At 42.0% G+C, this 26,773-nt stretch carries 27 protein-coding genes; 22 read left to right on the forward strand and 5 right to left on the reverse strand.

The genetic code is table 11. The annotated features are described in order from the left end of the window. Positions 1 to 255: 255 nt before the first annotated feature. Entirely contained in the window at positions 256 to 1,218 is a 963-nt protein-coding gene (locus tag CJD30_RS10060) for a Leg1-related protein (RefSeq protein ID WP_294918713.1), read from the reverse strand. Between the two features lie 136 nt (positions 1,219 to 1,354). On the opposite strand from CJD30_RS10060, the gene CJD30_RS10065 reads away from it, so the two are divergent. Then, positions 1,355 to 1,597 (forward strand): helix-hairpin-helix domain-containing protein, encoded by a 243-nt coding sequence (locus CJD30_RS10065; protein WP_294918715.1) that lies wholly within the window; start codon positions 1,355 to 1,357, stop codon positions 1,595 to 1,597. Here CJD30_RS10065 and CJD30_RS10070 read toward each other — a convergent pair. Genes CJD30_RS10070 through bioD form a run of 3 tightly spaced genes read right to left on the reverse strand, consistent with a single transcriptional unit; the run spans position 1,594 to position 4,066 of the window. Next, positions 1,594 to 2,529, reverse strand: coding sequence for an aminodeoxychorismate synthase component I (locus CJD30_RS10070; RefSeq protein WP_294918717.1), 936 nt, complete (start codon positions 2,527 to 2,529; stop codon positions 1,594 to 1,596). The two genes, CJD30_RS10065 and CJD30_RS10070, sit on opposite strands and share 4 nt — an antisense overlap. After that, positions 2,529 to 3,398, reverse strand: a complete 870-nt coding sequence (locus CJD30_RS10075) for an aspartate carbamoyltransferase catalytic subunit (RefSeq protein WP_294918719.1) — start codon at positions 3,396 to 3,398, stop codon at positions 2,529 to 2,531. Before CJD30_RS10075 ends, CJD30_RS10070 begins: the two co-directional genes overlap by 1 nt. Then, positions 3,395 to 4,066 (reverse strand): dethiobiotin synthase, encoded by a 672-nt coding sequence (gene bioD, locus CJD30_RS10080; RefSeq protein ID WP_294918721.1) that lies wholly within the window; start codon positions 4,064 to 4,066, stop codon positions 3,395 to 3,397. Before bioD ends, CJD30_RS10075 begins: the two co-directional genes overlap by 4 nt. A gap of 50 nt (positions 4,067 to 4,116) precedes the next feature. Here bioD and CJD30_RS10085 point away from each other — a divergent pair, with 50 nt between their 5' ends. The 19 genes from CJD30_RS10085 (at position 4,117) to dxs (ending at position 25,034) form a co-directional block, all read left to right on the forward strand. Next, a complete protein-coding gene (locus tag CJD30_RS10085; RefSeq protein ID WP_294918724.1) occupies positions 4,117 to 5,355 on the forward strand; it encodes an aminotransferase class I/II-fold pyridoxal phosphate-dependent enzyme in 1,239 nt (412 codons plus the stop codon). Between the two features lie 20 nt (positions 5,356 to 5,375). Then, complete coding sequence (clpS, locus tag CJD30_RS10090) at positions 5,376 to 5,675, forward strand: ATP-dependent Clp protease adapter ClpS (RefSeq protein ID WP_294918726.1); 300 nt, start codon at positions 5,376 to 5,378, stop codon at positions 5,673 to 5,675. A 2-nt stretch (positions 5,676 to 5,677) separates the two neighbouring features. After that, positions 5,678 to 7,861 carry an ATP-dependent Clp protease ATP-binding subunit ClpA gene (gene clpA / locus CJD30_RS10095; RefSeq protein WP_294918728.1) on the forward strand — a complete coding sequence of 728 codons (2,184 nt, stop codon included), beginning with the start codon at positions 5,678 to 5,680 and terminating at the stop codon, positions 7,859 to 7,861. Then, positions 7,858 to 8,541, forward strand: a complete 684-nt coding sequence (gene aat, locus CJD30_RS10100; protein ID WP_294918730.1) for a leucyl/phenylalanyl-tRNA--protein transferase — start codon at positions 7,858 to 7,860, stop codon at positions 8,539 to 8,541. Before clpA ends, aat begins: the two co-directional genes overlap by 4 nt. Positions 8,542 to 8,591: 50 nt before the next feature. Further along, positions 8,592 to 9,038 carry a DUF3015 family protein gene (locus CJD30_RS10105; protein WP_294918732.1) on the forward strand — a complete coding sequence of 149 codons (447 nt, stop codon included), beginning with the start codon at positions 8,592 to 8,594 and terminating at the stop codon, positions 9,036 to 9,038. Positions 9,039 to 9,105: 67 nt separating this feature from the next. Further along, complete coding sequence (locus CJD30_RS10110; protein ID WP_294918734.1) at positions 9,106 to 10,902, forward strand: DUF4105 domain-containing protein; 1,797 nt, start codon at positions 9,106 to 9,108, stop codon at positions 10,900 to 10,902. 48 nt (positions 10,903 to 10,950) lie between these two features. Then, a complete protein-coding gene (locus CJD30_RS10115; RefSeq protein ID WP_294918736.1) occupies positions 10,951 to 11,928 on the forward strand; it encodes a transaldolase in 978 nt (325 codons plus the stop codon). Between the two features lie 4 nt (positions 11,929 to 11,932). Further along, a complete protein-coding gene (locus tag CJD30_RS10120) occupies positions 11,933 to 13,141 on the forward strand; it encodes a PilT/PilU family type 4a pilus ATPase (protein ID WP_294918738.1) in 1,209 nt (402 codons plus the stop codon). A gap of 67 nt (positions 13,142 to 13,208) precedes the next feature. Further along, complete coding sequence (locus CJD30_RS10125; protein WP_294918740.1) at positions 13,209 to 13,745, forward strand: 50S ribosomal protein L25/general stress protein Ctc; 537 nt, start codon at positions 13,209 to 13,211, stop codon at positions 13,743 to 13,745. Positions 13,746 to 13,747: 2 nt separating this feature from the next. Then, on the forward strand, positions 13,748 to 14,296 hold the full coding sequence (gene pth / locus CJD30_RS10130) for an aminoacyl-tRNA hydrolase (RefSeq protein ID WP_294918741.1): 549 nt from the start codon (positions 13,748 to 13,750) through the stop codon (positions 14,294 to 14,296). Between the two features lie 55 nt (positions 14,297 to 14,351). Further along, positions 14,352 to 15,434, forward strand: coding sequence for an LptF/LptG family permease (locus tag CJD30_RS10135; protein ID WP_294918743.1), 1,083 nt, complete (start codon positions 14,352 to 14,354; stop codon positions 15,432 to 15,434). Positions 15,435 to 15,458: 24 nt separating this feature from the next. Further along, positions 15,459 to 16,667, forward strand: a complete 1,209-nt coding sequence (gene lysA, locus CJD30_RS10140; RefSeq protein ID WP_294918745.1) for a diaminopimelate decarboxylase — start codon at positions 15,459 to 15,461, stop codon at positions 16,665 to 16,667. 2 nt (positions 16,668 to 16,669) lie between these two features. Beyond that, positions 16,670 to 17,449, forward strand: a complete 780-nt coding sequence (locus tag CJD30_RS10145; RefSeq protein WP_294918747.1) for an HAD-IIA family hydrolase — start codon at positions 16,670 to 16,672, stop codon at positions 17,447 to 17,449. Then, positions 17,446 to 18,528 (forward strand): prephenate dehydratase, encoded by a 1,083-nt coding sequence (gene pheA / locus CJD30_RS10150; protein WP_294918749.1) that lies wholly within the window; start codon positions 17,446 to 17,448, stop codon positions 18,526 to 18,528. The genes CJD30_RS10145 and pheA overlap by 4 nt, the downstream gene beginning before the upstream one ends. Beyond that, positions 18,525 to 19,619, forward strand: a complete 1,095-nt coding sequence (hisC, locus tag CJD30_RS10155; protein ID WP_294918751.1) for a histidinol-phosphate transaminase — start codon at positions 18,525 to 18,527, stop codon at positions 19,617 to 19,619. Before pheA ends, hisC begins: the two co-directional genes overlap by 4 nt. A 12-nt stretch (positions 19,620 to 19,631) precedes the next feature. Next, the gene (gene fliF, locus CJD30_RS10160; protein WP_294918753.1) at positions 19,632 to 21,353 is read left to right on the forward strand and encodes a flagellar basal-body MS-ring/collar protein FliF; all 1,722 of its coding nucleotides are present in this window, start codon (positions 19,632 to 19,634) and stop codon (positions 21,351 to 21,353) included. Between the two features lie 8 nt (positions 21,354 to 21,361). Then, positions 21,362 to 22,387 (forward strand): flagellar motor switch protein FliG, encoded by a 1,026-nt coding sequence (fliG, locus tag CJD30_RS10165; RefSeq protein WP_294918755.1) that lies wholly within the window; start codon positions 21,362 to 21,364, stop codon positions 22,385 to 22,387. A gap of 5 nt (positions 22,388 to 22,392) precedes the next feature. Next, complete coding sequence (gene fliH / locus CJD30_RS10170; protein ID WP_294918757.1) at positions 22,393 to 23,169, forward strand: flagellar assembly protein FliH; 777 nt, start codon at positions 22,393 to 22,395, stop codon at positions 23,167 to 23,169. 44 nt (positions 23,170 to 23,213) lie between these two features. Continuing rightward, complete coding sequence (dxs, locus tag CJD30_RS10175; protein ID WP_294918759.1) at positions 23,214 to 25,034, forward strand: 1-deoxy-D-xylulose-5-phosphate synthase; 1,821 nt, start codon at positions 23,214 to 23,216, stop codon at positions 25,032 to 25,034. On the opposite strand, the gene pgeF is transcribed toward dxs, so the two are convergent. Next, positions 25,018 to 25,773 carry a peptidoglycan editing factor PgeF gene (gene pgeF / locus CJD30_RS10180; protein WP_294918761.1) on the reverse strand — a complete coding sequence of 252 codons (756 nt, stop codon included), beginning with the start codon at positions 25,771 to 25,773 and terminating at the stop codon, positions 25,018 to 25,020. The genes dxs and pgeF overlap by 17 nt on opposite strands. Before the next feature lie 139 nt (positions 25,774 to 25,912). Here pgeF and CJD30_RS10185 point away from each other — a divergent pair, with 139 nt between their 5' ends. Together CJD30_RS10185 and CJD30_RS10190 are read left to right on the forward strand one after the other, a co-directional pair. Next, positions 25,913 to 26,356 (forward strand): heme-binding domain-containing protein, encoded by a 444-nt coding sequence (locus CJD30_RS10185; RefSeq protein WP_294918763.1) that lies wholly within the window; start codon positions 25,913 to 25,915, stop codon positions 26,354 to 26,356. 69 nt (positions 26,357 to 26,425) lie between these two features. Further along, on the forward strand, positions 26,426 to 26,773 hold a 348-nt coding region (locus CJD30_RS10190; RefSeq protein ID WP_294918764.1), incomplete at its 3' end, for a hypothetical protein.

A 26,773-nucleotide genomic window follows, 5' to 3' on the forward strand; every position in this document is an offset into this window, starting at 1 on the left:
GTCGCCGCCTGGCTCTCAGAATTTCTTCTTCTACTAAAATAATCAAAAAAAACTTATCACTCAAAATCAAAAGCAAGTCTACTAAACTATTATCTTTATATTCACCATTCAAGCTCTAGACCTCTCTTATCAGCTACTCTCTTTTTCATTGCACTTGTGTTACTTTCATTAGCACAATTGCAAAATATTGGATTTTCTTCAAAACCCTCTCTAAACCCTACAGGCACTAATTCATATTTGGCCATTCAATTTGTACTACTTCCCTATCAGATACCCTATTAGCTCTCTCCTCCTACTAATCGTGTTGAATGCAGGATCAAACATGTTTTCTAAAAGAATGGTGACTTTTCCTCTTGCTTCTTTGCTTCTCATGATTCTACTCCATAACCATAATTGAATTTTGTGCATTCGATCTGAATGATCTGCAACTCTAAGTATATTTCTGATATTTCTTCGAATATGACTGTCTAAGTCTTTAAATGATCTATCATTGTCGTTTTTATTGAGTAGTCGTTCTGGTAATACATTGATCCCATTCAATAGCATAAAGTCAAAGTTTGTTGGCCAGGCTGCTTTCCATAAAAAGTCCATGGTTCTACACCAACCGCGAATGAAATGTATTTCATTATGTGAGTAGTAGGTATTTTCACTCAAATCAAAATTTTGAATAAAAATATCTATGCATGATTTGTGAGCATCCCAAAGTTTTTCTTGTAATGTATTGCTATCAAACTTTTTTTCTTGTGTTGCTATAAAATATTTTCTCCAAGATTCCCGTGCAGATTCGAACTCTTTCGGGATATGTAATTTTCCATTTTTTTTATGCCAGATATATTTATGGTTTGTTTTTACTTTTGGTGCCTCCAGTTGCACTGAATCTATTATATTTACATCCACTGCAGCAATAAGTGGTACTATACAAAGTAAAAAATTTCCATATCCCCATGGGGCATTTGGATTAATGGCGTCAACATCACTATAAAAATGGGTTCCCAGTCTGCGTGATCGATCCTGCCAAAGCAATTGAAGTAGTAATCCCCACAATGGATTCATTGTATTGTCAACACCAAATTGATTATTGTAATTTGTTGTTTGAATGAGGTGTTTATAGATAGCGATACGATGGCTAAATCGAAATGGATTGACATGTGTAGTTAATTTCGGTGCTTCTACTATTTTCGATGCATATTGATATTGATCAAATTTTGCTGGGAGCACTTATTTATCCTAAACACATTCTTATCCTATATTTTAGCTCAATTAGGAAAATGTAATGGTTATTGTGAAATAGATGTTATATTGACATCAGTATAATTTAGTTATAAAATACAGAATAAAATAAAAAAGGTTTCTTATGGTTAGAATTGTCTTTTTTCTGATGACATTTTTTGTGTTTCTTTTTGGATCAGTCAATATTAATGCAGCAAATTCTGCGCAACTTCAAACACTTTATGGAATCGGTCCAGCGAAAGCTCAAGAAATACTTCGGTATAGAAAAATGCATGGTGGGTTTAAAAGTGTAGATGAATTGGTCAATGTCAAAGGGATTGGTGAGAAAACAATGATTAAACTACGACCACAGATTAGTGTTCATTAGGGAATATAGATTTTGTCAATCATTTCATTGTATTCGCTTAAACAGTTGCTTTCAGCTGTTATTCCACCACCGCTTTTATAGATAAGTTGGTTATTGTTGTTTTCAATAAAACGGATGGCTACGGCAGTGTATAGATTATTGCCATCGAAATGACCGAAAACTCCTGTAAAGTATCCCCTCTCATAGTCTTCAACCGCTTGAATGATTTCAACAGTTTTTTGTTTTGGTGTACCGCTTATACTGCCCGCCGGTAAAAGAGCTTTGAGTATCTCTCCACTGTGAATTTTCCAGTCTTTCTCTAACATTCCAGAAATATGCGAACTGATTTGATGCAGTTTTTTATTTCCAGCATTGAGAGTCGTGCTAAAACGAAAATTTTCTACTTTAATGTTTTTGGCCACGATCCCTAAATCATTACGGAGCAAATCGACTATCATGGTATGTTCCGCGATCTCTTTTGGATCATTTAGTAGCGTCTCTATCGCGTTTGGCAAAGATGCATCGATAGTCCCTTTCATTGGAAAGGTATGGATGATATTATCTTCTATCGTAATAAACGGTTCGGGTGAAAAGCAGACAAATTGATTTTTTACGCGTAATTTGTAGGGGGCATCAGCCATTGTATAAATTTCACGAAGCGTATACTCAGAACGGATAGGAGTTGGTTGGGTTAGATTTAGAAGATAGGTATTGCCGCTGCGTATGTGTTCTTGTACGATATCGAATTTTTCGCGATAAAGATCAAATGAAATAGGAAAATATTCCGGTTTATGGGGAAAATTGGTATCGTTAGGAGTATGGTTAAAAGCAAAATCGATATCGTGAGAAGCTAGCTCATTCAAAGGGAAACAATGAAGTTTTTCTCCTTTGAAATCCGTATAAAACAAAAAGGGAACTCCCGCTGAGACGAGAGAACTAAAAAGACCATACATTAGGCAATGAGTGCTTTGAGGACAGCCATTCGGATGGCTACCCCGTTTTGAACTTGTTCTAAAACCTTGCAACGCGGATCTTTGAGCATCATATCATCAATATCGATGTTACGATGCACCGGTCCTGGATGAAGTAGGATTAAATCTCGATCTCCGATGAGTTCTTGTGTGATACAAAAATCGCTTCCATAATCTTTGAGTGAACCGTATGTTTGATGAGAATGCCGCTCAGTTTGTGTACGCAAAGACATAATAGCATCAATATCATCAATGACTTCACGAATATTATGCGTTGTACGCAAAGAGGTTTCAGGAAGGAAATGTGGCGGTGCAACCATTGTGATCTCCATACCAAAGCGTGTTAACAATTCTATGTTACTGTTTGCAACCCGAGAATTTTTGATGTCTCCCACAATCGCTATTTTTTTCCCTTTGAGTTCACCGAAATGGCGGCGAAGGGTGAAGAGATCCAATAGTGCTTGTGTCGGGTGTGCATGTGCCCCGTCCCCTGCATTGATAATCGATGCACGTGTGTTTTGAGCAAGGATATTGGGTACACCAGCATGAGCATGACGCACGATCATGGCGTGTGGTCCCATTGCATCGAGGTTGAGTGCCGTATCTACGAGACTTTCTCCCTTTTGGGTAGAACTTTTTTGGACATCAAGATGTACTACTTCCGCACCAAGACGTTTTGCGGCAATTTCAAAGGAACTTTTTGTGCGGGTCGAGTTTTCGAAAAATAGGGTAATGATTATTTTTTCTTTGAGAATCGGGTCGAATTGTCCTGCTAAATAGTGTTCAGCATCATGTAATACCTGTAATATTTGTTCTGTTGTAAAGTCATCTGTTCGAATCAGGTGTTTCATGTGCTCTCCTCAGGGTATAGTGAAATTGTATCTAAAAGTGCTTTGGCAATGGTATCAATGTCGTTGTCGATTCGGTAAATGGATCGGAATCGATGATGCAAATAAGGTAAAGAGGTTGTCTCAAAAGAAGTGTCTTCAGCTCGGCAGTTAAAAGCAGTGATAAAGGGAAGTTTCGCATTTTCAAGCGCTTTTTGACTGAGCAAGGTATCATTGATACATCCCAGATTGCAATGGGTTATCAACAGTGTCACTGCATGAAAATAGTGCGGAAGATCAATCATCATTTTTTGATCATCTATAGGAACCAGTAGACCACCTGCCCCTTCGATAATAACAATATCGCTGAGTGCTTCTATTTTTGATAAAGCATCATCAAAGTGTGAAAGATCAATCGATTTACCTGCATTCGCGACAAAAGGGGCAGCAGGAAGTGATAATTGAATCGGAACGATATCGTTGACACTTAAAGAGTTAAGGGCATTGTTATAGATGGATGCGGTGGTCAAAAGTTCATATCCGTCATTGGGGACAGATGAAACGCCTGTTTCGATCGGTTTAAAAACACCTACACGTAAACCAAGTCGGCTGAACGCTTCTATTAGGCGCTTAGATGCATATGTTTTCCCTATATTCGTATTCGTTGCAGTAATAAATATTCGTTTAGACAAGGAATACGCCTTTTAGGTTATAATTGCCTAATTTTAATATAGGTTTTATGATGAATCGCTTTGAAGAGTTTACAACCAGCATTGTTCAGCAAATAGGGAAAAAAGAGGGACCGATCAGCCCGGTGATGATTAACTCCGCATCGTTTGGATACGGAGACAGTGAGACCGGCGAGGGAATATTTGAAGGTTCCATCAAAAAACCGCTATATGCCCGTGTAGGTAATCCAACATCGGCTCAGTTGGAACAAATTTTAGCTTCTATGGATGGCGGTGTCGGAGCGGTTAGTGCATCTACGGGAATGGGAGCGATTGCGATGGCAACGCTGAGCCTATTGAAAAGCGGTGATGAGATTATCAGTATCGGAGGCCTTTTCGGGGGAACCTATGCGTATTTTTCAGAAACATTGAGCCGATTTGGAATCGTAACAAAGTTTTTTGATGTCGATGAACTTGAAAAGGTTGAAGAAGCGATAACTCCGGCAACAAAGATTATCTTTTTAGAGAGTGTCGGAAATCCGAATATGCGTCTTCCTGATATTGCAAAAATTGCGCAAATTTCGAATCGTCACAGTATCGCATTGATGGTGGACAATACGACCACTCCGCTGAGTATCGCTCCTTTGAAATTTGGGGCTGATATCGTTGTGTATTCAACCACGAAAATCATCACAGGAAATGCATCTGCTCTCGGTGGAGCGGTTGTGTATCGTGCAATTGCAGAGGGAGATGATAAATTTAAGAGTGAACGTTATCGTGATATTCATCCGTTTATTAACAAAATGGGTTCTATCGCTTTGATAGCGGTTGCAAAAAAAAGAGCACTACGCGATTTGGGGATGAGTTCAAACGGATTCGGGAGTTATTTGACCATGTTGGGGTTAGAAACGTTACCTTTGCGTTTGGATCGTATTGTAACGACTGTTGAAACAGTGGCTAAAACGCTCTATGCAAAAGGTTTTAATGTCAATCATCCATGTTTAGAACATCATCCGCATCATAAACGCTACCTCGATCAGTTTAGTAACGGATGCGGTACGATTTTGACGCTGGATATGGGATCCAAAGAGAGAGCTTTTGAATTTTTGAATCGATCAAAGTTGATCACGATTACCGCAAATATCGGTGATAGCCGAACATTAGGGTTGCATATGGGCTCTACGATTTATCGTGATTTTGATGATGAGACAAAAGTATTTTTGGGTATAACTCCGGGATTGATCCGTATTTCAATCGGGCTAGAGAGTGCGGAAGCCATTATTGATGATTTTATAAACGCATCAAAAATTTAAAAATTTGGTATAGTTTGATTATGGCGACGAAACACGAACATTCAACAAGCGTAGATTTAATACGGGAACACCCGAGGCAATATAATGTCTTTTTACTGAACGATGATTATACGTCGATGGATTTTGTCGTTGAGATATTGATGAAGCTTTTTCGTAAAAATGTTCAGGAAGCGCATACGATAATGCTGGAAGTGCATCAAAAAGGGCGTGGATTGTGCGGTGTTTACCCCTATGAAGTTGCAGAAACAAAAGTACACCAAGTCTCAAGCTTGGCGCGCGAAAACGGATTTCCTTTAAAAGCGATAATGGAGGAGGCATAATTATGGTGAGCTCGGAACTCAATGCGATTTTCCAAAAAGCGATTGCTTTTGCACGACATCAAAGACATGAATATCTGACAATAGAGCATATTATGCTCTCTTTGCTCAATTCTCCCGATGGAGATGCTATCATCCGTTCTTGCGGTGCAGATGTCGAGCTGATCCGAGAAGCATTGGGCGCATATTTGATGCAGACGATGGAACCGTTACCTGATGATGTCGATCAAGAGCCTTTTGAAACAGTTGCATTGGCTCGGATGATTGATGGGATGATGCACCATGTCCGAAGCGCTCAAAAAGAAGCAGCCGATGTGGGTGATCTGATTGCTGCGGTTTACGAAGAAAACCATACCTATGCATGTATGCTACTCGAAGAGTACGGAATCAGCCGTGTTGACGTACTCGAAGCGATTTCACACCGTGACGTCGAGAGTATTCAAGAAGAGTCACGAAATGAGGGTGCACTACAAAAATACGCCATCAATCTCCTTGAACAGGCAAAAAAAGGGAAAATCGATCCCGTTATCGGGCGTGTCAATGAGATCGAGCGTTCCATTCAAACGTTGTGCCGCCGTAAGAAAAACAACCCTTTGTTAATCGGTGAACCGGGCGTCGGAAAAACAGCGATCGCTGAAGGACTGGCCCTGCGCATTCTCTCCGGGGATGTTCCTGCATTGCTGGAAGATGCTGAAATATTTGCCCTTGATTTGGGGGCTATGCTGGCAGGAACTAAATATAGAGGCGATTTTGAAAAACGTCTCAAAGCGGTGATGGATGAGGCCGCTGAACATCCGAATGCTATTTTATTTATCGATGAAATCCATACGATTGTCGGTGCAGGCGCTGTAGGGGGAGGGAGTATGGATGCTTCGAATCAGCTCAAACCCGCACTCGCATCAGGAACGCTTAAATGTATGGGGGCAACAACGCATGCGGAATACCGCAGTGTTTTTGAAAAAGATCGTGCATTGAGCCGCCGTTTTGCCCGTATTGAAGTCGGAGAACCCTCACAAGAAGAGAGCTTTTTGATCCTCAAAGGGCTGCGTGCTCGATATGAAAAACATCATGGTGTGAAATATACCGATAAAGCACTCCGAGCTGCCGTTGAGCTCTCTAAAAAGTATATTACAGACCGTTTTTTACCCGATGTCGCGATTGATTTGATCGATGAAGCTGGGGCGGCATTTCATCTTAAAACCCATAAACGCACGACGATCACCCCGCAGGATATTGAGACGGTAATAGCTAAAATGACGGGGATCCCGATCTCAAAGATGGGGATGGATGATCGCGAAAAGCTATCTACCTTAGAGGATAATCTAAAAGCACTTGTCATCGGACAGGACAATGCGGTTGTTCAGGTGGTAAAATCGATCAAACGCTCATACGCCGGTCTGAGTACACCTCAAAAACCGATTGCTTCGTTTTTGTTTGCCGGTCCGACAGGGGTCGGAAAAACTGAACTGGCGAAATCGCTTGCGGGTGAGCTTGGGATCTATTTTGAACGATTTGATATGTCGGAATATATGGAAAAACATGCACTCAGCCGCCTGATCGGTGCCCCTCCTGGGTATGTCGGATTCGAGCAGGGCGGGTTGCTGGTTGAAACGGTACGCAAACATCCTTATATGGTATTGCTTCTTGATGAGATTGAAAAAGCGCATCCCGACTTAATCAATGTATTGCTGCAAGTCATGGATAGTGCAACGTTGACGGACAATACGGGGTTTAAAGCAAATTTTGCAAATGTAATTTTGGTAATGACGTCCAATATCGGAGCCAGTGAACGTACTGTGATGGGGTTCAATGCCGATAGTTCGATTTCACGTCACGAAGCGCTCAAAAGCTTCTTTACCCCTGAGTTTCGTAACCGACTTGACGGTGTCATTGAGTTTGCTCCACTGCCGCTCAATGTAGTGGAAGGGATTGTGGATAAATTCATTCGACAACTTAATGAGCAGCTTAAAGCGAAAAAAGTGACAGTGAGAGTGAGCGAGAAAACAAAAAAATATCTCGCTAAAATCGGCTACGATAAAGCAATGGGTGCACGACCTCTTGGACGGGTAATCTCTGAACGGATCAAAGACCCGCTGGTAGATGAGATACTTTTTGGCCGATTGGTACACGGTGGAAATGTTTCGGTCGATTATGCTGATGAACTCATTTTCGATTATGATGCGGTATGATCCCTCGCCTTACCTATCAACTTTCATTTCCTGATCCGCTGCGGCATACTTCAGAGGAGGGGATTGTGGCATATGGGGGAGATCTTTCCCCTTCACGTCTTATGCTTGCCTACCGGATGGGGATTTTCCCTTGGTATAGTGTTAACGACCCGATTTTATGGTGGTCTCCCAATCCGAGGCTGATATTAGAACTGGATGATTTTAAATTGAACCGGTCATTACGAAAAAAAATTCCCCAGTTTGAAATCCGTTTTGATAGTGCGTTTTCAGAAGTGATACGAGAGTGTGCAACGGCCCCCAGACGAGGGCAAAACGGAAGCTGGATCGTTCCGGAGATGATCGAAGCCTATGAGAACCTCCATGCTTTGGGATATGCTCACAGTGTAGAAACCTATCAAAACGGTGTACTTGTCGGAGGATTGTACGGAGTCTCTTTGGGGAAGGTATTTTGCGGCGAATCGATGTTCGCCAAAGTCTCGGATGCCTCAAAAGTAGCACTGGCAGTTTTGGTAGAATATCTTAAGAGACTGGAATTTGATTTTATCGATTGTCAGGTGCCTACAGAACATTTGAAAAGTTTGGGAGCAAAAGAGATATCACGTACTGTTTTTTTGGAAAGGCTCGCTAAAACATCAGTAGTCTCTTCAGAAGAAACCGCTTGGAATCTAGGAAATATTTAAGGAATATTTTCTTATACTCTTCGTTAATTCTTATGAACGAAGGAGTTTCTATGAAAAAAGTTTTAATCAGTATCGCTGCTATCGCAGCACTCAGTACGGGTGCATTCGCTACCGTGAACAGTCAAACCGGCTGCGGACTCGGATCGCAAATTATTCATGATGACAGTTCAGCGGTAATGTTGGCATTGCAAGCAACAACAAATACTACTCTTGGGAACCAAACATTCGGTATCACTTCAGGAACATCCGGATGTAAAAAAGCAAAATTTGTTATGAATGAGCGTGCAGCAGAATTCGTAGCATCGAACATGGATCAACTCTCTCGTGAAATTGCCATCGGTCAAGGTGAAAGTGTTTCAACTTTGGCAGAACTTTTGAACGTGCAAGACAAAGCAGAATTTGCATCGGCACTTCAAGCAAACTATAACGCTATCTATGCAAATGAAAAAGCGGATATGGCAACGGTATTGGATAACGTTTCTACAATCGCAGGATAAGTTTTCGTCACTACCATTTCCCGTGTCATTCTCGATTGATTCGAGAGTGACAGAATCAAGGTTTTTTTTGCCGTTTTTTCTTTTACTCTGTGCGCTCACTTTATCGCTCTATGCAACGACGACCGATAAACTGATGGCACAAGCCCATACCAAACATCTATCCGATCAGCGTTATTGGCATTTGTTAATGCACTCTCCTCATGGTGAGAGTGAGATTGATGATCCCGCATTTTTCCTATCGCCAGAGGGTAAAAACAATCTTTCTGCTGAATTAGACTCCACAATCCGCCATTTTAATGAGGACACCAATCGGAGTAACGAGAGCGCATTTTGCCGATTCCCGGCACGTCGAGCTTGGCTGGAACAAGAACTAAACACTTCATTTGGTGTAGGAGAATGTAGCGACTATGATGTGCTTGTTGCTAAAATGGATCCTCAAAAAGTAACGCTTGTCTTTCCGAGTGCCCATATCAATTCCCCTGCTTCGATGTTCGGTCATACATTTTTGCGGATCGATTCTGCTATGGAATCGAAATTAATGTCGTATGCGATCAACTATGCCGCCCATACAGAGGATACAAACGGGTTATTATTTGCCTACAAAGGGCTTTTTGGTGGCTATTACGGATATTACTCGATGTTGCCGTATTATGAAAAGCTCAAAGAATATCGTGACAGCGAATCTCGGGATGTGTGGGAATATGATTTGAATTTGACCCACGATGAAGTGATGGCGATGGTTCGCCACATCTGGGAACTGCAGCGGATCAACTCCTGGTACTATTTTTTTGATGAGAATTGTTCCTATCATATGTTGTGGCTTACCGAAATCGCTCGCCCATCGGTACATTTGAGAGACCATTTTTTTTATTACATTATCCCTCCGGAAACAGTAAGTGCGTTTGAAGCCGAAAAACTGGTGAAGCAGAAACATTATCGCCCTTCAAAGAGAGCAATGTTGTTGGGATATGAGTCACATCTCTCCAGTGAAGGAATACAATCGGTACTGGCGCTTGTTTCGGGGGAAATGAGACCTGATGATACACGTCTTGCAATGTTGAGTGATCAGGAGAAGCGGTATGTGCTCGAAGCTGCGGCAGAGTTGGTCGAATATCAGTTTATTGAGGGGCGGGTCTCCAAAGATGACTATACGCATCGCTATCACGCCCTTTTGTCTCAGCGATCAAATTTGGGAATAGCTCCTATGATAGAACTCAAGGCAAAACCAAATCCGGATACGGCACATCATGCCGCGCGGATTGCATTAGGCAAAGAGTGGTATGAAGAACGCTCTGTTTATTCTATCGGCTGGCGGCCGGCTTTCCATGATCTAGGCGAAGATGATACGGGGCATCTTTTTGGTGCGCAGATTGAATTTCTCGATACGGTAGTGGGATTTGAACATAATAACGTGACAATGGAAAAATCAACAGTGCTCTCTTTGGCTTCTATCGCGCCGGTGAGCCATTTTTTCAAACCGTTTTCGTGGCGTATGAAAAGTGGCTGGGATCGTGATTACGGAGGAAATCATCTCAGTTTTGTAACGCGTGTCGGTGCAGGTACATCGTTTGGGAATGAATACCTGTATGGGTATGTGTTGAGTGAACCGGAAATTCGATCGGGATTTAATACCGATATCGGCTTAGGATTTACCGCAGGTGCAGCATTGAATTGGAGTGGCCGGATGAAAACGCTGATGGAAGCGAGCCATATCTTTTATCTTGACAATTCGGATCACAATCATCTCTCCTTGTCACATCTTTGGCAATGGAATGAATCAGTCGCTATTCGAGTCAGGGGTGAACATATTGAGCATCGCTACAGTGAAGAGCGTTATAGTGTTGGAGTGAATTTTTATTTTTAATGATTTTTCGGCATAATTGGTGTACTTAACATACGGAGTTTTTGATAAATGTATATTGCTGAATCTCGTTTTGCCTTATGGGCTGATTTTATAGAACGAACATTTTTGGAGGAAGGGTTTAAAGATCTTATAGCAAAGGGAATTATCAACGGTGCGACATCGAATCCGGCAATTTTTAAAAATGCGATTTTAACCTCACCGGCCTATAAAGAGCAACTGGTTACGCTTTCGCATTTGACACCGAAAGAGAAATATGAAGCCCTTGCGATATTCGATATCCAAAAAGCGGCCGATATTTTACGCCCTTTATATGATGCAGGTGATGATGGATACGTGAGTATTGAAGTGGATCCTTTTTTGTGTGATGATGCTGAAGCGACAATTGCCGAGGGGATTCGTCTTCATGAGTGTATCGGACGTCCCAATGTTATGATCAAAGTTCCTGCGACAGAAGCGGGGTATCATGCGATGGAAGCATTGGCGTCACGAGGGATAGCGGTGAATGCGACGTTGATTTTTTCCGCAGAACAGGCAATCAAATGTGCTGAAGCATTTCAAAGGGCGTCCATAAAAGCGTCAGTAGACACCGTCATTAGTGTATTCGTGAGCCGAATTGACCGTGCTATTGATGAAAAACTTCGTCCGCAGGGAGTGAGTGTCGGTTTGATGGGAATTTTCAATGCTGCTGATATTTATAATCGCATCGAGGCACTAAATGTTCCGAAATGTCGTGTATTGTTTGCAAGTACCGGAGTCAAGGGAGACGAATTTAGAGCATCGTATTATATCGATGAGCTTCTAGCTCCCAATAGTGTCAATACAGCTCCGATCGCAACGATCGATGCGTATGTCAGCGGAGGGGATACCGTCGTAAAATTACCGATTGCAGCATCGATCATCGAAGAACATCGGCAAAATGTTGTAGGTGCAGGTGTTGATATGAACATTATCATTCAGCAGCAAATCGATGAAGGATTGGATGCTTTCAAAGTTGCTTTTTCGGAAATTCTAAACGCATTGGAGTAGTAGTATGAGTCAGCAAGGTCACCAACACACATTTCATTCCAACGATTTAAGCGAACTCAATTTTGAAGTATTGAAAAAAATCAGGGGTTATTTACGTCGTATGATTGATGCGGGGGGAAGTGACCTGCATGTTAAAGCAAACAGCGTTGTTCGAGCCCGTATCAATGGGGAAATTATACCGCTCTCGGGAGAAATTCTTTCAAAAGACGATGCGCTGATTTTTGCCAAAGAGCTGCTTCGTACAAGGTTTCCTGAACTTGTCGAAAAAAAAGAGGTGGACTTGGTTTACCCGTTCGATGAAAATACGCGGTTCCGTATCAATATCTTTTTCCAGATGGAGGGGGTATCGGCTGTGTTTCGTTTGATTCCTGTCAAGATTTTGAGTATCGATGAACTTAAATTGCCCGAAGTTATCCATACGTTTGCTGATATGGAACGGGGGCTTGTACTCGTAACCGGAGTAACGGGGAGCGGCAAATCGACAACGTTGGCAGCATTGATCGATGAGATCAACTGGAAACGGCGTAAACATATTATTACGATTGAAGATCCGATTGAGTTTGTCCACAAAGATCGTAAATGTATTATCAATCAGCGCAGTGTCGGGCAAGACACGATCAGTTTTGGAAATGCCCTTCGTGCTGCGTTGCGTGAAGATCCTGATATCATCCTCGTCGGGGAGATGCGGGATATGGAGACGATCGAGATTGCTTTGCATGCCGCTGATACTGGGCACCTTGTTTTTTCGACTCTGCACACATTGGATGCAAAAGAGACCATTAACCGTATTATTTCCGTTTTTCCGCATGCAGAACAAAATCGTGTTCGGATGACCCTCTCATCTGTTCTCAAAGGGGTTATCTCGCAGCGTCTTGTTCCGACGGTTGATGGTAAACGAACCGCCGCTGTTGAGATTTTGATCCGAACACCTCGTATCGAGCAGTTGATAGCCGAAAATCGAGATGTTGAAATCCCTGACACGATTGCAGAGGGTAAAGATCTGTATAAATCACAAACGTTTGACCAAGGTATTTTGGATTTATACCTTGCCGGACGAATCACCCAAGAAGATGCGTTCGCTTTTGCAACCTCTCCATCGGATTTGAAACTTCGTATGGAAGGGCTCACTATGACGATTGAAAAATCGAAACTGGGACAAGATGATGGCCCTAAAGTATTTAGAGAAGACGAATATATCGGATTAAAGTCGTAACGGAATTTAGTTTTTCATAAGTTGTATTTAAGTATAATCCGTCCCATTTTATTTTAAGGACATGATTATGTTAGAAGGCATTGTAAGAGAGAGTATTGGCAAATCTGCTACTAAAGCATACCGCCGTGATGGTTATCTTATCGCCAACATCTACGGAAAAGGGCTTGAAAATATTCACGCTGCGTTCAAAATGAACGACTTTATCCGTACTGTACGCAATAAAGAGACGGTAGCATTCGCAGTAAACGTTGCAGGAAAAGAGATGAACCTTGTTGTTCAAGGGTATGAGTCTCATCCTGTTTCTGGTAACTTGTTGCACGTTGATTTGATGGTTGCGCAAGCAGGTCTTGTGACTCACTATCATGTTCCGGTTAAAGCGGTAGGAACTCCTGTCGGTTTGAAAAACAAAGGGATGTTGTTCGTAGCGAAAAAACGTCTTCGTGTAAAAGCGGCGATCGAAAACTTGCCAAACAACATCACTGTCGATGTTTCTCCGTTAGACTTGGGTGATTCAGTATTGGTTCGTGATCTTCCCTCTATCGAAAACGTTAAATTTACTGATTCTGACCGTGTATCGGTTCTTAGTATCATTAAAGCGAAATAATCATGCTGATCGTCGGACTGGGAAACCCCGGATCGACGTATGCGCATACACGGCATAATATCGGGTTTATGGTTATTGACGAGCTTTGCCGTCGCCACAGTGTGCAAAATGTTTCAAAGAGCTCCTTTGAAGGGGAGTTGTTTAAAATGGGGTCACACTTTCTCCTCAAACCGCTAACGTTTATGAATCTCTCCGGCCGTTCCGTTCTCACCGTCAAAAACTTTTACAAAATCGATGAGGTCATTGTGATCCATGATGATTTAGATCTCCCTTTCGGTGCACTTCGGTTTAAAAGTGGGGGCGGACACGGTGGACATAATGGTTTAAAATCAACCGATGCGGCTATTTCACCGGAATATATCCGTGTTCGTATGGGAATCGGCAAACCCGAGCATAAATCACAGGTTGCCGATTACGTGCTTCATTCTTTTGGATCTGATGAGCAGAAAAAACTCGCAGATTGGATTGGAAAAGCGGCCGATGCAGTTGAAATGCTGCTTCAAAATAGCTGCAGTGACGTTGCGGCAAAATGCTCTCTCAAAGGGCTCTAAAATATTGTAGGTTTTATAGGGTACAATAAGCACCAATTTTTTTATTTAGGCTCTTATGCTCGCATTTAGTACATTATCATTACTCTATTTACGCTATTTTACGATTATTCTGATTGCTCTGTGCAGTTTTATGGTTGGATTCGATTTGATGGACAATGCCTCTGAATTGCCATCATCTGCGAATCTGATGCTGATCTATTTGATGTACAAATATTTTTATGCAATTGACATGATGCTTCCGATATCGCTTATATTTGCGATCATTGCCTCATTGGTCGAATTGGTCCGTTCCAATGCATTGGCAGCTTATTTTGCGTTGGGATACTCTAAAAATCGGATAATGATGCCGTTTTTAAGCGTGGCAAGCGGATTGATCGGTATTTATATCGCATTGCATGCCACTAACTTTGCGCGGGCAAATGAATTTGCCGACAACCTGCGGGAAACATCGGAGTTTATCCGTCCCACAAGCAATCTTTTTTTCACCCATGAAGGAAACTATATTTATTTCGGCAATTTGTATCCTTTGAGTAAAAGAGCGGAAGATATTCGTGTATTTACATTTGAACAAGGCACTTTAAAAGAGTCGTTGAGCGCAAAAGAGGCGGTTTATGACAACGGATATTGGAACATTAGCAAAGCGCATCTTATACGTCCGCCGAGCGGATTTGATTTGAAGGGATCCGGGATTGTTGTTGAAGACAAAGAGAATTTAAAAGTATTGCACGATTTTAAGCCGAAGATATTGGATCAAGTGTATGAAGGAAAGGCCAATTTTACGATCGGTGATGGTTTGGATGCGTTGAAATTACTTAAAAATCAAAACGTTGATGTTGCAAAAATTACCAGTGCAATGTATCGGATTTTTATTACACCGTGGTTTGCTCCGATGCTGATGGTGATATTTTTCACCTATACTCCTATCAGCAGCCGTTTTCTCAATCTTTCATTGTTTAGTTTTGGAGCTATTTTGGTGACCTTGTTTGTATGGGGTATTTTATTTATGCTTGGAGAACTCTCGAATAATAAAACACTCTCTCCTGAAATGGGGGTAATCGCGCCGATACTTGTGCTCAGCGGAGTAATGTTTTGGCGACTTGGAAATCCCCTAAGGAGAGTTAGGGTAAAATCGCGATAAAACTTATTTGAGCGGGGATTAAGGGTGATCGATTTTAAAGCTTTGGCACAAACGTACGGAACTCCTTTATACGTGTATGATTTTGATGCAATGCGTACACAGTTTGAATCATTAAAAGAGGCATTTCGCGGTCGAAAGTCGATTTTAGCGTATGCGGTAAAAGCAAATTCAAATTTAAGTGTTGTGAAACATTTTGCCCAGTTCGGATCGGGTGCGGATTGCGTCTCTATTGGTGAAGTACGTCGTGCACTCATGGCTGGCGTCCCAAAATACCGTATCATTTTCAGCGGTGTCGGTAAACGCGATGATGAGATTCGTGAAGCGCTTGAATCGGATATTTTATACATCAACGTTGAGAGTGAAGCAGAACTCGGTCGTGTTGAGATGATTGCCCGAGAGTTAGGAACAAAAGCACGTATCAGCATCCGTGTCAATCCAAACATCGATCCTAAAACTCATCCTTATATTTCTACGGGACTCCATGACAACAAATTCGGTGTCGAGATTGTTGCGGCGAAGCGGATGTACATCCAAGCAAAAAACTCTGATCATCTTGATCCCGTAGGTATCCATTTTCATATCGGAAGCCAGCTGACGGAATTGGAACCGATTTATGAAGCAGCGGTTATCGTAGCAGATCTTTTACGTTCATTGCAAGCGATTGATATTGAACTCAAATTTTTTGATATCGGAGGCGGTCTCGGTGTTCGATACAACGATGAAACAACGATTCAGCCTTATGATTATGCACAGGCGATTCTTGCAGCGCTTAAAGGGATCGATGTAACCATAATCTGTGAACCGGGTCGATTTTTGACAGCAAATGCGGGATATTTCATCACCAAAGTACTTTATGAGAAAAATAACGGCGCCAAACGTTTTGTGATGGTGGATGGGGCGATGAACGATCTGATTCGTCCAAGTTTGTACAAAGCATACCATCGAATCGAAGCTTTGGATAAAAGCGGCGATGAGAGTGCGGCAGATGTTGTCGGTCCGGTATGTGAAAGCGGTGATTTTTTAGCGAAAAACTATCCACTTCCTCCGATGGAACATAACGATTTGCTTGTCGTGCACAGTGCGGGAGCATACGGTTTCGGTATGGGAAGCAACTACAATACGCGTGGAAGAAGTGCCGAAGTTGCCGTTGAATCAGGAAAAGAGCGATTAATCCGCCGCCGTGAAACATTTGACGATGTTATCGCACTAGAACAAGAGTACATGCAGGATTAATGATGTATTTCATAGATGTGCAGGGGACGTTGATTGACGATCATACCAAGCTTCCTACTCGTGGGGCAATCGGTTTTATCGATTATCTCAATGCACATAAGATTCCCTATATGGTAATCACCAACAGTACGAAAAATCCAAGTGATGCGTTTTTGGGGTATCTCAATTCGATTGGGCTTAATATCCCCAAAGAGCATTATCTTGATCCTTTGATGATGCTAGAGCGTCATATCGACAAAAAACGCAAGATTGCCGCATACGGTTCTGAAGAGTTTTTGAACGTCTTGTGTGCAATGGGATATTCTCTTGATTTTGAATCGCCTGATGTGGTTCTTGTTGCGATTAAAGAAGATTTTACCCCTGATGAATACGCACAAATGATTGAGTTTCTCCTCTCAGGTGCAGAGCTTATCGGCATGCATGAGACGACGTTGTATGCCAAAAATCATAAACGTTATCCGGGAGTCGGGGCGATTTTGAAAATGTTGGAATTTGCAACTTCGACACCTTATAGTGTCGTCGGTAAACCGAGCAGAGCTTTTTTTGAAGAGGCGTTGGTGCGATTACGACATCAAAAAGCTGATGCTGCGTTTAGCGAGATTACGATTATCAGCGATGACGTCAAAGGGGATTTGATCGGAGCACAGCAATTGGGGATGAAAGGGGTATTCGTTCTCAGCGGAAAAATCCGCAATGCTGATGAAATCATTCCGTCTTTGACCCCTACTGAACGTCCGGCAGAAATTTATCCTGATATAGAGGGGATATTGGAGCGATTATGAATACATTAGAAGAGTGCAGAGCACGTATCGATGAAATCGACAATGAAGTTGTAGAACTTTTGAACCGTCGAATGGAAGTGGTTCGTCGTGTCGGTGAAATCAAACATCAAAACAATGGTGCCATTTACCGTCCGGAAAGAGAAAAATCGATTATCGATCGGCTGACAAAAATCAGTGAAGATTCCAACGGTCTTTTGAACGCTCAGGCGATCGAAGCAGTCTTTTTGGAGATTTTTGCGGTCGCCCGAAATCTTGAACTCCCTGAACGTATAGCGTATTTAGGGCCAGAGGGAAGTTTTACCCATCAAGCGGCAGAATCGCGTTTCGGTGCGATGAGCGACTACCTCTCGTTAGGTTCAATCGAAGCGGTTTTTAAAACTCTTGAAGCAGGGCGTGCAAAATTTGGGGTCGTGCCGATTGAAAATTCCCGTGACGGTGTTGTGGGTGAGACTCTTGATCTTCTCGGTAAAAGCAATGTCAAGATTGTAGCCGAACTCTATATGCCTATTCATATGGCATTCGCAACGAAAGCCGAAAAAATACATCATATCAAACGGATCTATTCCAAAGATAAAGGGTTTGGTCAATGTCGAGAGTTTTTGGCCGAGCACGGGTTGGATACGATTGAACATATTCCGGTCGAATCGACCGCAAAAGCTGCTATTTTGGCCTCCAAAGATCCGGAAGCGGCAGCTATTTGCTCCCATATTGCCGCAAAACTCTACGGTGTTCCGACACTTTTTGAGAACATCGAAGATACCCAAAATAATGCAACGCGGTTTTTTATTCTGAGTGATTTTAAAAACGCTATCAGCGGAGACGATAAAACATCGATTTTAGTTCGTCTGAAAGATGCTCAGAGGGCAGGTGCATTGGTCCACTTTTTGGAAGATTTTAATAATGCTGATATCAATCTCAGTAAAATTGAAAGTCGTCCTTCTCGTGATAATGACGGCTTTGGATATTGGTTTTTTATCGATTTTTTCGGTCATATCGATGAAGAAAAGGTGCAGGATTTAGTTCAAAAACACTGTGATGAAGTCACTTGGCTTGGAAGCTACGTAAAAGGAGAATTATGAAATTTAATGATGCATTAGAGTCGATTAAAACGTATGAAGCCGGAAAGCCGATCGAACTGGTTGTTCGTGAGTATGGGATCGATAAAGATTCTATCGTAAAATTGGCAAGTAATGAAAACCCGTTTGGATGTTCTCCGAAAGTAAAAGACGCAGTTCGTTCTATAATTGACAATATGGCACTTTATCCTGATGATTCAATGCTTAAACTCAAAACGGCCTTATCCGCCAAATACGGTGTTCAATCAAATGAACTTATCATCGGTGCAGGAAGTGATCAGGTGATAGAATTTGCGATTCATGCAAAAGCACACAGCGGAACAAAAGTACTGATCAATAGTGTTACATTTGCTATGTATGAAATTTATGCAAAGCAGGTAGGAGCGCAAATTATCCGGACCGCATCACGCGAACATAAAATGGATGAGTTTTATGCGCTTTATCAAGAACATAAGCCGTCAATCATTTTTCTTTGTACTCCGAATAATCCGACAGGCGATGGCCTTCTCGCATCAGAAATGATCGACTTTATTGCAAAAGTTGATAGCGATACATTGGTCATTGTTGATGGTGCTTATATGGAATATGCGCGCTACAAAAATCCTGCTTATGCGGTTGAACCGAAAGATTTGATCGAGCGATTTGATAATGTTCTTTTCCTCGGTACGTTTTCAAAAGCTTACGGTTTAGGCGGTATGCGCGTCGGCTACGGTCTAGCGCAAGCTTCTATCATCGAAGCGCTGTATAAAGTGCGCCCTCCGTTTAACATTACGACATTGTCCCTTGAAGCTGCATCAGTCGCTTTGGAAGATGAAGCATTCGTTCAAAAGTGTATTGCTGATAACTTCAAAGAGATGGCTCGCTATGAAACTTTTGCACACTCTAAGGGTATCAATGTGATTGATAGTTATACGAATTTCGTCACATTATCGCTTCCTGAAGAAAAAAATTCATCAAAAATTGCGCAAGAACTCTTAAAAAAGGGTATGATTGTACGTGATTTAAGCAGCTATGGATTGAATGCAATACGTATCACCATCGGGACTGCTGTGCAGAACGATCGATTTTTCGAGCTCACTGATCCTTTATTATAAAAATAGGTAAAAATGGATTTTAAGACCCTCTTTTCGCAACTTGTTGTTTTTTTTGGAAAGCTGACACAAGCACAAAAAATGATTATCGGTGCCGCGGTTGCGGGGATTATCGCATTTTTGGTTTTTTTAGTTGTATATTCTTCCGAAGGTTCAAAAAAAGAAAACGAGGGGTATCAGGTTCTCTTTGAACAACTGAGTGCCGAAGATGCATCGAAAGTCATTGAACAGCTTGAAAAAGACAAAATACCATACCGTATTCCGCGTGAAAATGTCATTGAAGTTCCAAAAGAAGTTGTTTACAAAGAGCGTATCACTATCGCATCTATGGGTATCCCAAAAGAGGGACATGTCGGTTTTGAATTGTTCGATAAACAAGATTTCGGAGCAACCAATTTTGACCAAGAGGTGAAGTTTCGCAGAGCATTAGAGGGGGAACTTGCCCGATCTATCGATTCGCTTGAGCCGGTAGAAAAATCGAGTGTTTCACTGGCACTGCCGAAAGAGACACTTTTCGTCTCCGAAGAGGTTCCTCCATCCGCATCGGTAATGGTGCAATTGAAAGCAGACCGTAAACTGACGCCGAAACAGATCCGAGGGATTAAAAAGCTCGTTGCAGCCGCAGTTCCGAAACTTACTCCTGAAAATGTTGCGTTGATCAGTGCTGAGGGTGAAACTCTCGGAGATAACGACGATGCAAGTGCAATGGGTGAACTATCATCCATTCAACAGCAGTATAAAACCAAAGAAGAGAAAAAACAAGAAGAGAAGATCGTTAATGTACTTGCTCCGTTTATCGGCGGAAAAGAGCGTGTCGTTGCAAAAGTGACGATTGAGTACGATTTTAGCGAGCAAAGTTCAACATCCGAAAAATTTGATCCCGAAAACGTGGTTCGAAGTGAACAAAATAGCGAAGAGAAACGAGACGGACAAGCTCCGGCTCAAGTAGGCGGTGTTCCTGGGGCGGTGAGTAATATCGGTCCTGTTCAAGGACTTGCCGGCGGTGGCGGTGAAAAATATGAGAAAACTACCGGTACAACCAATTACGAAGTCTCCAAAACGGTTTCCACCACAAAGATGGAGTTTGCCCGTATCAAACGTATGACCGCTGCGGTTGTTGTCGATGGTAAATACGAACCGAAAAAAGATACTGCAGGTCAACCGACAGACGATATTCAGTATGTTGCGTTGGACGAAACGCAAATTCAAGCGATTGATGCGTTGGTGAAACAATCCATCGGTGCTGATGAACAGCGTGGAGACCAAGTTACGGTTCGTAACTTTGAATTCCAAGCATCGAAAGAGAGCAATAAACCAAAAGACGGTGCATCAAAAGCATCTGAATTTATGGCTACATATATTACTCCGTTTGCCTCAGTTTTTAAATATCTATTGGTCGCTATTATTTTGTTTGTCGCGTACAAAAAGATGATTATCCCTTTTGCGGAACGTATGCTTGAATTTAGCCGCGAAGAAGAAGAATTTGAAAAACCAAATCTTGAAATTACTGACGATGAAGATGAAGATTTGGCTGAAAAAGTATTGCAAATGCGTAAAAAAGTTGAAAATCAACTGGGACTTGGCGATGGCTTCAATGAAGATGAATTGAAATATGACGTCTTGCTTGAAAAAGTGCGCGAAATTACCGAAGAGCACCCTGAAGAGATCGCTTCGTTGATTCAGGCATTACTTGATGAAGAGTCAGTCCCTCTTTCGGATAACTCACATAAGCGTTAGGAGAGATAATGACATTAACACAGTCTCAGCAAGTTGCATTTGATGAAATGAGCATGTCACAAAAAGTGGCTATCTTGTTGGTTCAGCTAGGAGAAGACGTTACTGCTACCCTTTTTTCCCGCATGAATGTCGATGCCATTACCGAAATTTCGAAATTTATTGCCAATAATCGCTCGATAGAAAAAAGTATTGGTGCCGCAGTTCTTGAAGAATTTTATGCGATTATACAGTCTAACCAATATCTCAATACCGGCGGTATGGATTACGCCCGTGAGATTCTTTATAAAGCGCTTGGGCCGGAAGAGGCTAAAAAAATATTAGAAAAACTGAGCAAAACGATGCAAAATACTCAAAACTTTGCATTTTTGTCCAAAATCAAACCTCAGCAGCTAGCTGACTTTATTATGACTGAACATCCTCAAACCGTTGCTTTGATTTTGGCACATATGGATCCTTCTGCAGCAGCAGAAACTCTTTATATTTTTCCGGATGATTTGCGCGCGGAAGTAGCGATGCGTATGGCAAAACTCGGAGATATCTCTCCATCCATTATCAAACGCGTCAGTGCCGTTTTGGAATCGAAACTCGAGTCACTCGCAAGCTACAAAGTCGAAGTGGGCGGACCAAGATCGGTTGCCGATGTATTCAACCGCTTGGGTGCAAAAGTCTCAAAATCTACATTGAGTCAAATCGAGCAGCTTGACCAAGAACTTGCAGCATCGATCAAAGAGATGATGTTTACATTCGAAGATATGGTTGATCTGGATAATAATAGTATCCGTGAAATCCTTAAAGCGGTTGATAAAAATGACCTTATGCTCTCTCTCAAAAATGCGGCAGAAGAACTCAAAGAGAAATTTTATGCCAACATGTCACAGCGTGCAAAAGATGCATTTATCGAAGAGTTGCAATTCTTGGGTGCTGTTAAGATGAAAGAGGTCGAATCGGCACAGCGTAAAATCGTTGACGCGGTACAAGGCTTGGCAGAACAAGGTGTATTACAATTGGGTGAATCTGAAGAGATGGTGGAGTAGGCTAGATGGATGTGGTAATTCAACAGAATGCTACCGGATCTCATACTATTAGCAAATACCAGTTTAAAATTCTCTCTTCGCTCTCTGGACTGAGTGTTGGAGAAGCGTCCCACGAAATTAACAATCTTCCGATGGAAGAACCGATCGTTGAACGTCGTAAAGAAGAGCAAAAGACATCAAAAGACGAACTGATCGAATCGATGATGAAAAAAGCCGATGAGATGAGCTCCAACGTGATTAAAATGCAAATGCGGCTTGAGTCGATGCAAGAAGAGCATGCACTCGCTCTCGAAGAGGCACGAAAAGCGGCGTATGCCGAAGGATTGGAAGCCGGTATTGCTCAAGAGAAAGCTACGAATGCGGGGGCCAGTGCTCAGTCGCATGATCTGCTTGCACAATCGGTGAAAACACTCGAAAATGCCGCAGCTGAATTTCTGGGTGCATTGGATTCGATCCAAAAAGAGCTGACGCATACGGCGCTAGATATCGCCAAAGAGGTTATCGGAATCGAAACGGCAGAGCGAAGCGCAAAGATAGCGGCAAAGCTTTCCGGAGATTTGATTGAAGAGCTCAAAGACGCTTCAAAAGTCACGCTGAGAGTTAATCCTGCGGATCATGGGTTTATCTCTGAAAAAGTGGGATCTTTATCTCATGTAGAGGTTCTCTCTGACCGTGCAATCAGCCCAGGCGGTGTTGTTGCTATCAGTGACGCCGGAAATATCGATTCTGAGATCAAAAAACGTTATGAGAGATTGAAGCGTTCTTTGTTGCTCGAAGCGTAAATATAGAGTCGATTTTATGAATTAGGTTAGGATAGTGCATCACAATGGATATTAAAAATTTTACTTTGCCGCAACTCGATGAGTTATCACAAAAAATACGGGATCGTATTTTAGAAGTGGTGAGCACTAATGGCGGGCATTTGAGTTCTACATTGGGGGCGACAGAAATAATTGTTGCTATGCACAAAGTATTTGATGCAACCAAAGATCCGTTTATTTTCGACGTCTCTCATCAGTCGTATGCACACAAATTATTGACCGATCGTTGGGAAGAGTTTGCAACACTTCGTCAATTCGGCGGGTTGAGCGGGTATACAAAGCCGAGTGAATCTCCATGTGATTATTTTGTCGCCGGACATAGTTCGACATCGATCTCATTGGGAGTGGGTGCAGCAAAAGCGATTGCATTAAAAAATGAGCAAGAGAGCCGTATCCCTGTCGTCGTAATCGGGGATGGAGCTATGTCGGCAGGTATGGCGTATGAAGCGCTCAATGAGCTTGGAGATCGTAAATATCCTATGATTATAATCTTGAACGATAACGAGATGAGTATTGCCAAACCGATCGGAGCGATTAGTCGAATGCTCAGTTCAGCCATGGCAAGTCCGTTTTATCAACGCTTCAAGAAGAAAACAGAGCAGTTTGTCGATAACTTCGGAGAGGGTGCTCATTATCTGGCCAAGCGTTTCGAAGAGTCCTTTAAGCTGATCACTCCGGGGATTATGTTTGAAGAGATGGGGATTGAATATATCGGACCGATTAACGGTCATGATCTAAAATCGCTTATTGAGACGTTCGAGATTGCTAAAGGGATGGGTAAACCGGTACTTATCCATGTTCAGACGATTAAGGGGAAAGGGTATGAGATTGCTGAGGGGAAACACGAAAAATGGCACGGTGTCTCCCCGTTTGATCTTAAAAGCGGTGCAGCGAATGCAAAAAGCAGTGCTAAAAGTGCAACACAGATTTATACCGAAGTATTGATGGCTACTGCCGATAAAAATCCGAAAATCGTCGGTGTCACAGCGGCTATGCCAAGCGGTACGGGGCTCTCTGCATTGATGGAGAAATATCCTGAGCGTTTTTGGGATGTTGCGATTGCCGAACAACATGCGGTAACCTCTATGGCTGCATTGGCAAAAGAGGGGTTTAAGCCGTTTTGTACTATCTATTCGACCTTTTTACAACGAGGATTTGATCAAGTCGTTCATGATATCTGTTTGATGGATCTGCCGGTGGTGATTGCGATGGATCGTGCGGGTATTGTCGGTGAAGACGGTGAAACGCATCAAGGGGCATACGATATCAGTTTTTTACGTTTGATTCCAAATATGACCCTTTGTGCCCCTAGAGATGAGCTTTCGTTTCATCAGATTGTTGAGTTCGCGACTGCATATGATCATCCGTGTGCGATCCGTTATCCTCGAGGTGCATTTTTCGAAGCAGATTTACCTGCATCGCTCCCGTATGAAAAAGGTAAGGCACATCTTTTGATCGACAATGAGTCGAACCGTTTGTTTATCGGATACGGTAACGGAGTAGGGCGTGCGGCTCAAACGATTGCTTTGATGGGAGATAAACCGTCGCTGCTTGATCTTCGATTCGTAAAACCGCTGGATACAGAAATGTTACGTGAAATGGCGATAAAACACAAACGGTGGTACGTGTTTAGTGATTCTGCCCGTATGGGTGGGGTTGGAAGCGCATTATTGGAATGGTTATCAGAAGAGAAGATCACGGATGTATCGATAATATCGTTTGAATATGATGATGAGTTTATCAAGCACGGCAATACCCGACTTGTGGAAGAGTCATTAGGACTTTTACCGGAGCAATTAGCGCTAAAAATCAGTGCAGAAGGATGAGCCCGGCAATTCTTCCGGTTTGTTGCGTATCTGCTCGATACGAGAAATAATCATCGTTTTTGCATGCGGTACAGTGTTCTATTACTTCAATGCGCTCTTTTTGAATATTGAGAGTATCCAATTGCTGCAATAAAATAGTATTGACCGCTAAGAAGACTTTCCCTTTTTCCCTTCGTAGAGAGTCAGAATACCCTTTTTGCTCACACTCCAAAGCGATGGATTCATTGATTTCATAACAGCACCCCCCTATTGAAGGGCCTAGAACAATATAGAGATCTTCTTTGGAAGTTCCAAACGACTCATGCATAGCGTGAATCGTTTTTGGGAGAATTTCGGCTAACGCTCCGGCACGTCCGGCATGTATCGCACCAATTGCATTGTGGAGAGGATCATAGAGCAAAATACCGGTGCAATCGGCGCTCATCACCATCAGCGGAATATTTCGGTGGTTGGTGATCAGTGCGTCACATTCCGGTGGAGAGTCAAACGTAAACGTAGGATCGATTTGAATAATCTTATCGGAGTGTATCTGGCGCATGTGGATCAAATGATGACGATTATAGTTGAACTGAGCGGCTAAAAGATCATGATTTTTTATAACATTATCGGGATTGTCGCCCACGTGAAAGGCTAAATTAGCACTGTTAAACGGTGGATGTGAAACACCTCCATGACGGGTTGTAAAAGCGGCATCAAGGTGCGTAAATGGTGAGAATAGAACGGGGGAGACGGTTTTCATACGCTCAGTGTAGCGTGAATGAAGTTTAGATGCAATTAAAGAGATGCAATGAGACTCAAATGTCGGTCGAATATTCTGTGCATTCTTGCTGTTTGCTACTTTTGAGTTATGATTCCAACTTAATTTACAAGGATATTTCATGGCAAAAAAAATAGTTTATTGGATAGTAGGTTTTGGATGCGTTATACAGCTCATACGTCCTGATTTTAATAATCCTAAAGTGGATACGGCTCTTGCTCTTCATGCAGATGAACGAGTCGAAAAACTTCTAAAATCATCGTGTTATGATTGTCATTCGAATGAAACAAATTACCCGTGGTATCATCATATAGCCCCTGTTTCATGGGTAATGTCATCGAATATTGAAGGGGGGCGTAAAGCACTCAATTTTTCAACGTGGTCTACAACGGATCAGGAGATTAAACGCGAACGTTTAACGCGTGCAAAACAGCTGGTAAACAATGAACTGATGCCGAAAGGTGAATACGTCATGATGCATGATAATGCTGTTTTAAATCAAGACGATAAAAAAGTTCTTGATGCTTTTTTTGATGAAGAACTGAAAAAAGTAACAGTCAATTAAGTTCTTTTAGTATAGTAACAGCACAGTTTCTTAAGCGAATTTATTTAAAACAAAAATTAATACTTAAACATGAAAATAATGGTGTACAATACTCCTCTACGGGGGTATTTAGCCATGAACGTATCGACTAAACTTTTAAAAATTAAATTGTTGTGGACATTATCGATAGCATCATTTATCCCGATGGTCATTATCGCTTTATACAGTTATCAAAATATAAAAAATCAAATCATATCTTCAGAACTTTCTCACTTGGATGCAATATTAAAGTTAAAGTCGATTCAAATCGAACGATTTTATGATGAACTAAAAAATGATATTTTTGCTATTCAGTGTTCTCCATATACAAAAATTTTTTTACTCTCGGCATCTTCCAAAACAGAAAATATTAAAGAATTGTATGAGCAGCAACTGAAT

The sequence above is a fragment of the Sulfuricurvum sp. PD_MW2 genome, from assembly GCF_002633015.1.
In the GTDB taxonomy this organism is placed as follows: Bacteria; Campylobacterota; Campylobacteria; order Campylobacterales; family Sulfurimonadaceae; genus Sulfuricurvum.